Below are 12,320 nucleotides of genomic sequence, written 5' to 3' on the forward strand. Positions count from 1 at the left end.
GCTGATTTTAGTCAGCCATCCTTTTACTTGAAGTCGATGCCCGATTTCACCGCGAGGGTATAAATACGACTAAGCTACATGTCTTGGTAGTCGGCAAATCTTCTACAGATTATCATGAGATGAAGGAAGCCTGGCCTCTGGGAATCGGAGCTGGAAGTAATAAAAAAATACTTTTTAACGTTGTAATGTAAAAACACTTTACAGACCCATTTTTTTCTGTTAGAATCTTAAATTGTGAATAACATTTTATTGGAGGTGCAAATAATGGCTGTTAAAATTCGTTTAAAGCGTATGGGATCAAAAAGAAACCCATTTTATCGTATCGTTGTAGCTGATTCACGTTCTCCTCGTGACGGACGTCAAATCGAACAAATCGGAACATATAATCCGGTAGTCAACCCGGTTGAAGTTAAGATTGATGAAGCAAAAGCACTTGATTGGATGACAAAAGGTGCAAAACCAAGTGATACAGTTCGTAATCTTTTCTCAAAAGAAGGCATCATGAAAAAATTCCACGACCAAAAAAATCAAGTAGAGAAGTAGTGTGATATCATGAAGGCCCTAATAGAATCGATTGTTACCCCATTGGTTGATCACCCGGAAGATATCGTTGTTAAGGAGACAGAAGAAGATACAAAAATTGTATATCATCTTACTGTTCATCAGGAAGATGTCGGAAAGGTAATTGGAAAAAATGGACGTATTGCAAAGGCAATTCGTACAGTTGTCTATGCAGCAAAAACGGATGGTAATAAACGTATTTATTTGGACATTATGTAAAGGGAAAGCGGACCTCCAAAGGGTTCTTCTTTCCCTTTTACACATCTTGAAATGATTGTTTGGCAGATAGTTCTTGACTCTATAAATGCAACTAATGAATCTGTTAAAGACTCGGTGAATACTAACTTTTCACCCCCATTAACGGCAGTAATCCCCACCACCTTTAAGCATGAGAAAAATAAAATGTAAAGTTGTGGGAGGGGCACAAAACTGATCGAAGTTTCATTTTTATAACGGGAGCGAGGAAATCCAGTGAATATCATTAAAAAAGTAGTGATTAAGCAAGTTGTCACAGAGAAAAGTAAAGAAAAGATTTATCGCAATTTCCATGATCATAAATTGCGGCTTGAACAAGAGTGTCAACAGCTCCTTTTTGAAAAAAGAAAATTGCAGAATAAAGCTGGTAGTGCAAAGCAAGAAATTGAACAACGTTTCCAGCAAGAAATAAATAATCGTAAAGAAAAGATTAAACTGCTCGATTTTAAAATAAGTCAATTGGAAACGCTGGAGCTTGGAAGTGAGATTATTGAAAAAGAAGTTGAAGCTCTTGTTGAAGTAAATGTTGGTTCTAACTGGAACGAAATTATGGAAGAACAAATAATCGTCATTAAAGATGATATTGTTGTCCGAATTAATGAATGAATAATGAGTAGGTGAGAAGATGAACGAACGTATGTTTAATGTAGGAAAAATAGTCAATACTCATGGTATCCGAGGTGAAGTAAAAGTATTGCGTATTAGTGATTTTGAAGAACGCTTTGCTCCGGGTGAAAAGCTTTTTGTTGTAAAGGACGAGCAGTCCATCGAACTTGAAATTACTGCCCATCGGATGCATAAGGGTTTTGATCTTTTGCAATTCGAAGGCTACACGAATATTAATGATGTGGAAACATTCAAAGGCTGTAAATTAAAAATTAGTGAAGCGCAATTAACCGAACTACAGCAAGATGAGTATTATTATCACGAAATCATTGGTTGTGAGGTTTTTACTACTGCTGGAGAAAATATAGGAAAAATTAAAGAGATATTATCTCCTGGTGCAAATGATGTATGGGTGGTAAAGCAGCAAGCTGGTAAGGATATTCTCATCCCATATATTGATGACGTTGTAACAGAAGTAGATGTAGCAAATAAGAAAATTGTGGTTGAACTAATGGAAGGACTGCTTGACTAATGCATATCGATATTTTGACCCTTTTTCCAGAAATGTTTACCGGCGTTTTTCAATCATCAATATTAAAGAAAGCCGCTGAAAAAGAAAAGTTTAGCTATAACCTTGTTAATTTCCGAGATTATACCGTGAATAAGCATTTAAAGGTAGATGACTATCCGTATGGCGGTGGAGCAGGAATGGTATTAACCCCGCAGCCTGTATTCGATGCCGTAGCCGCTGTGAAAAAAGAGAGGCAGACAAAACCTCGTGTGATTCTCATGTGCCCGCAGGGTGAATCGTTCACGCAAAGAAAAGCAGAAGAGCTGGCTGAAGAGGAACATCTTATTTTTATTTGTGGTCATTATGAAGGATACGATGAGCGAATTCGAGAAAATCTTGTTACCGATGAAATCTCAATTGGTGATTATGTCCTTACTGGTGGAGAGCTTGGATCAATGGTCGTTGTAGATAGTGTCGTTCGTTTACTGCCTGATGTACTTGGGAATCAAGAATCAGCTCCAGAGGATTCTTTTTCTACGGGGTTATTGGAGCATCCTCACTTCACGAGGCCAGCTGATTTCCGTGGTATGAAAGTTCCAGACGTATTGCTATCAGGAGACCACGGGAGAATAAGAGACTGGCGAAAAGAAGAAGCATTAAAACGAACCTATAAGCGCCGTCGTGATTTACTTGAGCATTATGTTTTAAATGAGACGGAGCAGAAGGTAATAGATAAGCTTAGAGCAAACGAAGAGAAATAAGCATTGCTAAAAAACCTTGCAATTGTCTAAAAAGGGTGTTGAACTATCATTTTCAATATGGTATATTTATTATTGTGCTTAAGTGCGCTTAGGTACATATAAACGATGTTCCGCTTATTACAAAATGAATAATGAGCATTGGTTTGGAAGGAGTGAAGGATAATGCAACAACTTATTGCAGATATCACAAAAGATCAACTTCGTACGGATCATCCTGATTTTCGTCCTGGTGATACGGTAAAAGTTCACGCAAAAGTAGTTGAGGGGACTCGCGAACGTATTCAGGTGTTCGAAGGTGTTGTAATCAAACGTCAAAATGGTGGAATTAGTGAATCATTTACAGTAAGAAAAATTTCTTATGGTGTAGGTGTTGAACGTACTTTCCCATTACATTCACCTAGAGTTGATAAGATCGAAGTTACTCGTCGCGGTATTGTACGTCGTGCGAAACTATACTATCTTCGTAATCTACGTGGAAAAGCAGCTCGTATTAAAGAACGTCGCTAATCGACATGAGCTGTCCCGAAAAACGTTATTGGAAAGGAGCTTGGCAAATGTGCGCAAGCTCCTTTTTGCTATTTAGCTTGTATGAATACGTCATGCTAGCTTAAAATAGAGTAAATACATATAGAATCGGTCGGAGGGGAATATATGGCGAAAAAAAAGAAAAACGAATGGTTAGATTGGATAAAAGCGCTATTACTAGCGTTTGGTTTGGCGTTTATCGTCCGCGCCTTTCTATTTGCTCCGATTGTAGTTGACGGACCTTCCATGCTGCCGACACTGCATGACCGAGATCAAATGATCGTTAATAAATTTTCTTACCTAATCCAAGACCCAGAACGATTTGATATTGTTGTTTTTCACGCTTCAGCTCAAAAGGATTTTATTAAACGAATAATTGGCCTGCCAGGTGAACATGTGGCGGTAGAGGATAATGTGCTCTATATCGATGGAGAGCCAGTAGAAGAGCCTTTTCTAGATGAACAAAAGGATCAAATGAAGCCTTATCAAATGCTGACAAACGATTTTACATTAGAAGAGCTTCCTGGAGGATTTGAGGTAGTTCCAGATGGACATGTATTTGTTTTAGGTGACAATCGAGGTAATTCAACAGATAGCAGAATGCTGGGTGTCATACCGATGGATGAAATTATTGGGAAGACCAGTTTAATTTATTGGCCATTCGATCGAATGCAATTAATTGGAAAGGAGGAATAAAATTATGACCATACAATGGTTTCCAGGGCATATGGCAAAAGCGAGAAGAGAAGTAGAAGAAAAGCTGAAACTTGTAGACTTCGTAATGGAATTAGTTGATGCGAGGGCCCCGCTTTCCTCACAGAATCCAATGCTCCAGCAAGTGTTACAACAAAAATCAAAAATGGTTGTTTTGATGAAGAAGGATTTAGCTGACGCCAGACAAACGGAAAAGTGGATAGCACACTTGAGAGAAAAGAAAATTCCTGCAATCGCGGTTGATGTAAATAATAAGGCAGATATTAAAAATGTTATTCAGATGGCGAAAGAACTTGGCCAAGCAAAAATGGATAAGCTTTTGAAAAAGGGAATTAAACCAAGAGCTGCAAGAGCGATGATTGTTGGAATACCAAATGTTGGTAAATCAACACTTATTAATCGGCTAGCGAATAAAAAGATTGCTAAAACTGGAGATCGGCCAGGAATTACAAAGCAACAGTTATGGATTAAAGTAAAAAAGGACTTTGAATTACTTGATACACCTGGTATCCTTTGGCCCAAATTCGAGGAAGAAGCAGTTGGCTACCGATTAGCTGCAATTGGAACAATTAAAGATCAGTTGCTTTCGTTACAAGATATTACTGCATTTGTTATTAACTATATGCAAGTACATTACCCAGTTCAGCTTGAAGATAGGTATGAAATTGACAGAAATATGAATGATATGTTAGAGATATTTAATGCAATCGGAAAGCAACGCGGAGCACTGCTAAGTGGTGGAGATATCAACTTTGATAAAGTTGCTGAAATTGTGTTACGGGATCTTCGTACAGGGAGATTAGGGAATATCACATTAGAAGCACCGCAAGAAGCATAAGGCATACATCTCAGGAGATGTGTGTCCTATTTTTTGTACAAAAGCGTGAGCAAATGCATTTAGCCGAAATAATAGGTAAATGTAAGGTACTAACCCTAAATCAAATAAGAAGATAAGCCGATATAAAAGAGAGTATGGTGATAAGGTGAAAAAGCAATCGATTACTGTTATAAGACAACAAATTAAAAATAACGAAGTAACAGACGAAATGATTCAGGAATTGAAGGCAGACGAACGAAAGGGCGTTCAGCAATTACTGAAAAGCTATGAAAAGCAAAAAGCGAAAGAGAAACAGTTAGCAGATCAGTTTGTCGAGATGTCCCATTATGAGCAAGTTGCTTATTCAAAGGGGTGTCAATACATTGCTGGGGTTGATGAGGCAGGGCGCGGACCTTTAGCAGGACCAGTTGTTGCAGCAGCAGTCATATTACCAGTGGATTTTACATTATACGGCCTAAATGATTCAAAACAGTTAAATCAAGCGACAAGAGATTATTTTTTTACAAAGATTAGAGAACAAGCTGTCAGTTACGGAGTTGCAATCATTGATAATCGAACAATTGATGAAATGAATATTTTTGAAGCGACAAAGCTAGCGATGCGCCAGGCGATAAATCAGTTGAAACCGAGTCCAGATCATGTCCTGATAGATGCTGTTGAGCTAAGGGACTTACCTTATTCTACAGAGTCGCTCATAAAAGGAGATGCCAAAAGCATTTCAATAGCAGCTGCGAGCATACTTGCCAAAGTAACTCGAGATAATTTAATGAGAGAAATGCACGAAGAATACCCTGATTATAATTTTATGTCTAATATGGGTTACGGCACAAAGCATCATCTAGAAAAACTTCGTGAGATTGGTGCTTCACCATATCATCGTAGATCTTATGCACCCGTCAGAAATAGCATTAGTTAAAGAGTTGGAAGGGATGTTCACCAATGAGTATTTATAAGCTTACTGGAGAAAAATTAGCTAAGGTTACACAGACTGAACAGCGATTGAGACCCGGACAAATTGTTCAAGGGAAAATTTTGAAAATATTTCCAGAAAATAAAGCGCAAATACAGCTTGGTGGACAAAACATGATTGCCAAGCTAGAGGCGGCTCTTTCAATTGGTAATACATATCATTTTCAAGTGCAAACCTCAGATGAAATGATTTATTTGAAAGTGCTTAGTGAATACATAAAAAAACAAACAAAAACTAGTTTAGCACCATTAATGAATCAGCTAAACGTGAAACCAAATAAGGCTAACAGTTCTTTTATACAAGCTCTAATTCATGGAAATATACCATTTGATCAATCGCAATTAAAAGAAGCGTTGCATATCTTCGAACAATCGAAGGATAGGTCAGCGGCTAAGCAAATCTTGTTAGAAATGATTGGAAGAAGGTTTCCAATTACCTGGGATGTTTTTCAGGCATTATCGATAAAAAATTCAAGTCAATTCTCGAGTCAAATGAATGAGCTATTAGAAGAAATGAAGTCAACAAACAATAAAACAGAACTTTGGACAAAGCTGGAACAACTGATATCAAGGCCTATTAGTGAAACTGCTTCTTTAACGAAACAGTTTAATCTACTAAATGAACAAAATAAGCAGCAAATATTTCACGTTGTAAAAGGACTAGGGATGCTGAATCAAGATGTTGATTTCAAGGGATGGGTCTCGGAGTGGCAACAAGTTGGACAAGTATTAAAAGAGAACCAACATAATATAAGACTGCCATTTTCTCTTCACTCCAATGATATTGTGGAAGTTTTTGAACAGCTACATTCCAACCAATCTGGATTATTGAATCACTCACAACAATTCTTACAAGCGTGGAAAAATGCGTTGAATCAACCTGTATTAGCACAGCGTGAATTCATTCAGTTAAAAGAACAACTGAATCAAAACATTCTTCCGCTTCTTCCGATTGAACAAACGAAATTTATACGAGAACTGTCAAACAATCCAGTTCAATTAAATAGTATGATGAATTTAATAGTGTCGCTGGGTAGTCCTATTACCTATAAAGAGATAGATACGCTGCTGAAAACCGCTCAGTTTGATAAACTCTTCCTGTCAAAGGGTCCGAACGAGCAATTTATGCTGCAATTACAGCAAGTGCTCACATATACAGGACTTAATTATGAACATCAGCTTGCACAAAAAAATCTTGAGCAACAAAGTTTAAAATCACTGTTGCTTCAGTATGTACAGCAAAGTGACGGTACTGCGCACGAAAAGGCCGGACAGTTGCTGCATTTTATTAACGGCATGCAACTTAATTCCATAAACGAATCGGATAGTGTGATTCAAGCATCCCTGCAAATTCCAGCTGAGAAGCTTGGACTAGTCAATGACTTAGAGCTTGAATTTGAGAGTAGGAAAACAGAAGACGGGAAGGTTAACCCAGATTACTGTCGTATTCTATTTTATTTGGACTTACATGGATTAAAGCAGACGATTATTGATATGCATATCCAGAAACGCTCCGTTACTGTTACGATTTATAATGATATACAAGAATTAAAGCGTCAGACAGTGAAATTAATACCTGTACTAAGACAGGGATTGGAGGCTTTAGATTATAAGCTGACATCCGTGGACTTTAAAGCGCTGCAAGAATTAAAAAGTCCTGCTAAGGAGACAACAGAAAAAGTATATTCATCCTATCAAGGAGTTGATTATCGAATATGACAGAGGGACGAAAGAAGGCCGCAGCGCTCCGGTATGATCAAGGAAAAGATTTTGCTCCTAAAGTTACTGCAACTGGGAAAGGACTAGTTGCGGAAGAAATTTTAAAAAAAGCAAAAGAAAATAATGTACCGATATTAGAGGATTCTTCACTCGTTGAATTATTGGCAGAGCTAAATATTAATGAAACAATACCAGAGGAATTATTTCAGGCGGTTGCTGAAGTATTTGCATTTGTTTATCGTGCCGATAAGCAATTGAAATAGGAAGATCCAAAGAATCTTCAACTGGAGAACTTCGATTAATTGCACTTGTATGAAACGTTGAAATCAACAAATACGAGAAGCTTGAAGGGTTAGAAAACTTCTATCTTGCCTGTATTTATTTTGGCGAGGTAGAAGTCACCTTTAGCAGAAAATAAAAATAATTACCTACAAACATCCAAGAGGGTGTTTTTTATTTTGCATAAAATAAGAAGGAGGGTTGTTTTTATGCCATTTAAAGGATATCGAGAAACTTCACCATACGGATATCGAACACATCCTATCACGGGGGTAAGAGGTACCTTTCATGCAGGGATTGATCTTGTTAAATACCACAGAGCACCAATTAATGCTTTTACTGCAGGCATCGTTATATTTGCCGGAATGGGGAAAGCTGGGTCAGGCTTTGGCGGATATGGAAATGTAGTGTTTATTCAAGATAAAAATGGAAGAGGGCAGTTATACGCCCACCTGGATAGTGTAAATGTCAGAAGAGGGCAACGCATCAATAAAGGTCACATTCTCGGCAGACAAGGTAATACTGGGAATTCTACAGGTTCACACTTGCACTATGAAGTAAGAAAAACGGCACCAAGTACACCACCATATGGCTATACAGCAGATAGGGCAAACGACAGTTTAAATCCTGCCACTTATCTAAAATCGTTTGGTGCATCCGATATTAAAAATAGTTCTAGTCGAATTCGAACAATCCAGTCTACTTTAAATAGAAGATATAATACGGCTTTAAAGGTAGATGGTGTGTATGGACCACAGACTAAAAGAGCGTTGGTAAAAGGCTATCAAACCGAGTTAAATGAGCAATATAATGCAGGATTACCCGTTGATGGCATATGGGGTCCAAGAACGGAAGCGGCTACGGTTACCATCAGAAGAAATGCCAAAGGAAATATAACATGGATATTACAGGCAACTCTGTATGCACTAGGATATAACCCGAATGGACTTGATGGGTTGTTTGGGCCAGGTACAGAAAAAGCAGTGCGAGACTTTCAGCGTGATAGGAAAATAAAAGTCGACGGAGAATCAGGTAAAAATACCTTCGCTAAAATGTTTGGATAAAAGATAAAAAGTGCTCAGTTAGCGACATGCAAAGGTGAGGAAAGTCTCGCTAGTCGCTAACCAGGCGCTAGAACTGGATGTGTCTTTAGCAGTGGTATTTATATATTATAATATTCTAGTGTAGTAAGAAAGCCGTCCTAAAAACGTCCTTCACGTAATTATCAATACTTTCTATAATTTAGTCATTCACACCTTTTCATCATGGACCAATCTATCTATGAAAGCTAAAGCAGACTCGAATTATTTGTTCCCTAAATCGTTTTTGTTAATGAACAAAAATGAAGCATTAAGGTTTAGCAATTCGTAACACGATTTAAACAATTTTCACTAATTCTTGTGAAATTTGTTTTTTTTTAATACAATGGAGATGCATTCAAATTGAATAGGAGGATGGAAGATGAACATTCACGAGTATCAGGGGAAAGAAGTCTTACGCAATTTTGGTGTGAAAGTTCCAACAGGCTATGTAGCGTATACAGTGGATGAAGCGGTAGAAGCAGCGGAAAAATTGGGCACATCTGTAACCGTTGTCAAGGCGCAGATTCATGCCGGTGGAAGAGGTAAGGCCGGAGGAGTTAAAGTAGCAAAAAGTTTGGAAGAAGTTCGTACATATGCGGATGAAATTCTTGGGAAAACATTGGTAACCCATCAAACGGGACCAGAAGGAAAAGAAGTTAAACGTTTACTTATTGAAGAGGGCTGCGACATTAAGAACGAATATTATGTGGGGGTTGTTTTGGACCGTGCAACTTCACGTGTCGTTTTCATGGCATCTGAAGAAGGCGGTACAGAGATTGAAGAAGTAGCAGAAGCAACGCCTGAAAAAATCTTTAAGGAAGTTATTGACCCAGTTGTTGGTTTGACACCTTTCCAAGCTAGAAGACTAGCATTTAACATAAATATACCAAATGAATTAATTGGAAAAGCAGTTCAGTTTATGACAGCACTTTATCAAGCTTTTGTAGAAAAAGATTGTTCTATTGCTGAGATCAATCCACTTGTCACGACTGGAGATGGTGAGGTTTTAGCATTAGATGCAAAGTTAAACTTTGATGATAATGCGTTATACCGTCAAAAAGATATCGTTGAATTACGAGATTTAGAAGAAGAAGATGAAAAAGAAATTGAAGCATCTAAATATGACCTAAGCTACATTTCCTTGGATGGAAATATTGGCTGTATGGTAAATGGTGCGGGGCTAGCGATGTCAACAATGGACATTATTAAGCACTATGGCGGGGATCCGGCTAACTTCCTTGATGTTGGGGGCGGCGCAACTGCTGAAAAAGTAACAGAAGCATTTAAAATCATTCTATCCGACTCGAATGTAAAGGGAATTTTCGTCAATATCTTTGGTGGTATTATGAAATGTGATGTTATTGCCGAGGGTGTTGTAGAGGCAACAAAACAAGTAGGTCTTGAAATTCCATTAGTCGTTCGCCTAGAAGGTACAAACGTGGAAAAAGGGAAGAAAATTCTTGAAGAATCAGGTTTAAATATTACATCAGCGAGTTCAATGGCTGATGGTGCAGAAAAAATTGTATCAATGGTGAACTAATCGAGAGGCTATATTAAACTTTTAATTTTGGGAGGACGGACGAAAATGAGTGTTTATATAAATAAAGATACGAAAGTAATTGTCCAAGGAATCACTGGTGCAACAGCTACATTCCATACGAAGCAAATGCTTGAGTACGGCACGAAAATCGTTGGGGGAGTGACACCAAAGAAAGCTGGTACAGAGGTTGAAGGTGTACCTGTTTTTAATACAGTAAAGGATGCAGTAGATGCAACTGGTGCAACGGCATCGGTAATTTATGTACCTGCTCCATTTGCTGCGGATGCGATTATAGAGGCAACAGATGCAGAGTTAGATTTAGTTATCTGTATTACAGAACATATTCCAGTCTTAGACATGGTAAAAGTAAAGCGTTACATGGAAGGAAAGAAAACACGTCTAATTGGCCCGAACTGTCCGGGTGTTATAACTGCAGACGAATCGAAAATTGGAATTATGCCGGGTTATATTCATAAAAAAGGACATATCGGGGTTGTCTCTCGTTCTGGAACGTTAACATATGAAGCAGTTCATCAATTAACTCAAGCTGGATACGGTCAAACAACAGCAGTCGGTATTGGTGGAGATCCTGTCAATGGGACAAACTTTATCGATGTTCTAAAAGAATTCAATGAGGATCCAGAAACAGAGGCAGTTATTATGATTGGTGAAATTGGCGGTACAGCTGAGGAAGAAGCTGCGGAATGGGTTAAAGCTAACATGAAAAAACCTGTTGTAGGCTTTATCGGCGGTGCGACTGCACCTCCAGGAAAACGGATGGGACATGCTGGTGCAATTATTTCTGGTGGTAAAGGTACTGCCGAGGAAAAGACTCGTATCATGGAGGCGTGTGGCATTACAGTTGCTGAAACGCCTGCCGTAATGGGCGAGACAATGATTAAGGTTCTAAAAGAAAATGGACTTGAAGAAAAGTGTAAAACACATTAAGAACAAAGCTTTTAGGTGACCCTAGAGGTGAGCCGGAAGAGATAGTTTCTTCAGGCTCTCCTACAATTTTAACTGGAGAAAGGATTGGTGTATGCTTGGATACACTTCGCTTAAGGTTAATACATTTGCACCGCTGTCGTGGAATTACGAGAAGGTTTATCCGTAAACTTCTTCAATACGATCCCTCGCTTGAACAGATCTATCATTTTTCTTCTGCAGAGATTACAAATCGATTTACCCTCCCAAATAAAAATGCCGCATTATTTTATTCTGATCTTCATAATTTGGCTATAAGGCAGCAAATAGTACACGATATAAATAAGTATAAAATCATCACAATAGTTGACGAAAGTTATCCTCCTATGTTAAATACAATTAAAGATGCTCCACTTGTACTGTATGCGCTTGGCGATATCTCGTTATTAGCATATAGTCCGGCAATCAGTGTAATTGGAACGAGAAATCCATCAAGTGAGGCCGCTCAAAAGATAGATCATGTAGTAAAGCCGCTTGTAAAAAATGAATGGTTAATTGTAAGCGGTATGGCTAAAGGGATTGATAGTTTAGCACATAAAATCGCCTTAACCTATAAACAGAAAACGATAGCTGTTTTAGGAGGCGGTTTCATGCATGTTTACCCTAAGCAGAATATGAGCCTGTTCCACCAAATTGTGAAACATGGTCTCGTTTTAACCGAATATGCCCCAGATGTTCGGCCAGTAAAATACCATTTCCCAGAAAGAAATCGCATTATTAGCGGCCTTGGATTTGGAACATTAGTGATTGAGGCAACTGAAAGAAGTGGCACACTAATAACAGTTGACCAAGCCCTTGATCAAGGAAGAGAGGTATATGCAGTTCCTGGATCACCTTTACTTTCACAAACAAAAGGTTGTCATCAAATGATTCAGGACGGGGCGAAACTTGTTCATAACGCACAAGATATATACGAAGATTGGATGGCTATTCATAATTTAATGACCAAATAGATTTTAATAATAAAGTATAAAAT

15 protein-coding genes are annotated in these 12,320 nt (G+C 38.2%); all 15 read left to right on the forward strand.

The window, feature by feature from the left end; translation table 11 throughout:
- Positions 1-264 precede the first annotated feature (264 nt).
- Positions 265-543 (forward strand): 30S ribosomal protein S16, encoded by a 279-nt coding sequence (rpsP, locus tag NYE61_RS00790; RefSeq protein WP_095308586.1) that lies wholly within the window; start codon positions 265-267, stop codon positions 541-543.
- Between the two features lie 9 nt (positions 544-552).
- Complete coding sequence (locus NYE61_RS00795) at positions 553-780, forward strand: KH domain-containing protein (protein ID WP_095308587.1); 228 nt, start codon at positions 553-555, stop codon at positions 778-780.
- 252 nt (positions 781-1,032) lie between these two features.
- Complete coding sequence (locus tag NYE61_RS00800; protein WP_095308588.1) at positions 1,033-1,422, forward strand: YlqD family protein; 390 nt, start codon at positions 1,033-1,035, stop codon at positions 1,420-1,422.
- A gap of 19 nt (positions 1,423-1,441) precedes the next feature.
- The gene (gene rimM / locus NYE61_RS00805) at positions 1,442-1,954 is read left to right on the forward strand and encodes a ribosome maturation factor RimM (protein WP_095308589.1); all 513 of its coding nucleotides are present in this window, start codon (positions 1,442-1,444) and stop codon (positions 1,952-1,954) included.
- Positions 1,954-2,694: a tRNA (guanosine(37)-N1)-methyltransferase TrmD gene (trmD, locus tag NYE61_RS00810; RefSeq protein ID WP_095308590.1), complete on the forward strand. Its 741-nt coding sequence runs from the start codon at positions 1,954-1,956 to the stop codon at positions 2,692-2,694. Before rimM ends, trmD begins: the two co-directional genes overlap by 1 nt.
- Before the next feature lie 162 nt (positions 2,695-2,856).
- On the forward strand, positions 2,857-3,201 hold the full coding sequence (gene rplS, locus NYE61_RS00815) for a 50S ribosomal protein L19 (protein ID WP_095308591.1): 345 nt from the start codon (positions 2,857-2,859) through the stop codon (positions 3,199-3,201).
- Between the two features lie 144 nt (positions 3,202-3,345).
- Positions 3,346-3,915, forward strand: coding sequence for a signal peptidase I (gene lepB, locus NYE61_RS00820; RefSeq protein WP_095308592.1), 570 nt, complete (start codon positions 3,346-3,348; stop codon positions 3,913-3,915).
- A 4-nt stretch (positions 3,916-3,919) separates the two neighbouring features.
- The gene (gene ylqF, locus NYE61_RS00825) at positions 3,920-4,771 is read left to right on the forward strand and encodes a ribosome biogenesis GTPase YlqF (protein ID WP_251658728.1); all 852 of its coding nucleotides are present in this window, start codon (positions 3,920-3,922) and stop codon (positions 4,769-4,771) included.
- A gap of 145 nt (positions 4,772-4,916) precedes the next feature.
- Positions 4,917-5,687: a ribonuclease HII gene (locus tag NYE61_RS00830; protein ID WP_303448209.1), complete on the forward strand. Its 771-nt coding sequence runs from the start codon at positions 4,917-4,919 to the stop codon at positions 5,685-5,687.
- 23 nt (positions 5,688-5,710) lie between these two features.
- Positions 5,711-7,459 carry a hypothetical protein gene (locus NYE61_RS00835; RefSeq protein WP_095308596.1) on the forward strand — a complete coding sequence of 583 codons (1,749 nt, stop codon included), beginning with the start codon at positions 5,711-5,713 and terminating at the stop codon, positions 7,457-7,459.
- Positions 7,456-7,722, forward strand: coding sequence for an EscU/YscU/HrcU family type III secretion system export apparatus switch protein (locus tag NYE61_RS00840; protein ID WP_095308597.1), 267 nt, complete (start codon positions 7,456-7,458; stop codon positions 7,720-7,722). The genes NYE61_RS00835 and NYE61_RS00840 overlap by 4 nt, the downstream gene beginning before the upstream one ends.
- A gap of 225 nt (positions 7,723-7,947) precedes the next feature.
- On the forward strand, positions 7,948-8,802 hold the full coding sequence (locus tag NYE61_RS00845) for a peptidoglycan-binding protein (protein WP_303448208.1): 855 nt from the start codon (positions 7,948-7,950) through the stop codon (positions 8,800-8,802).
- A gap of 397 nt (positions 8,803-9,199) precedes the next feature.
- Positions 9,200-10,360, forward strand: coding sequence for an ADP-forming succinate--CoA ligase subunit beta (gene sucC / locus NYE61_RS00850; RefSeq protein WP_095308599.1), 1,161 nt, complete (start codon positions 9,200-9,202; stop codon positions 10,358-10,360).
- Between the two features lie 45 nt (positions 10,361-10,405).
- The gene (gene sucD / locus NYE61_RS00855; RefSeq protein ID WP_095308600.1) at positions 10,406-11,308 is read left to right on the forward strand and encodes a succinate--CoA ligase subunit alpha; all 903 of its coding nucleotides are present in this window, start codon (positions 10,406-10,408) and stop codon (positions 11,306-11,308) included.
- A gap of 284 nt (positions 11,309-11,592) precedes the next feature.
- Complete coding sequence (gene dprA / locus NYE61_RS00860; protein WP_275669469.1) at positions 11,593-12,297, forward strand: DNA-processing protein DprA; 705 nt, start codon at positions 11,593-11,595, stop codon at positions 12,295-12,297.
- Positions 12,298-12,320 lie beyond the last annotated feature (23 nt).

The sequence above is a fragment of the Oceanobacillus sp. FSL W7-1304 genome (genome assembly GCF_037969805.1).
GTDB lineage: Bacteria > Bacillota > Bacilli > Bacillales > Amphibacillaceae > Oceanobacillus > Oceanobacillus profundus.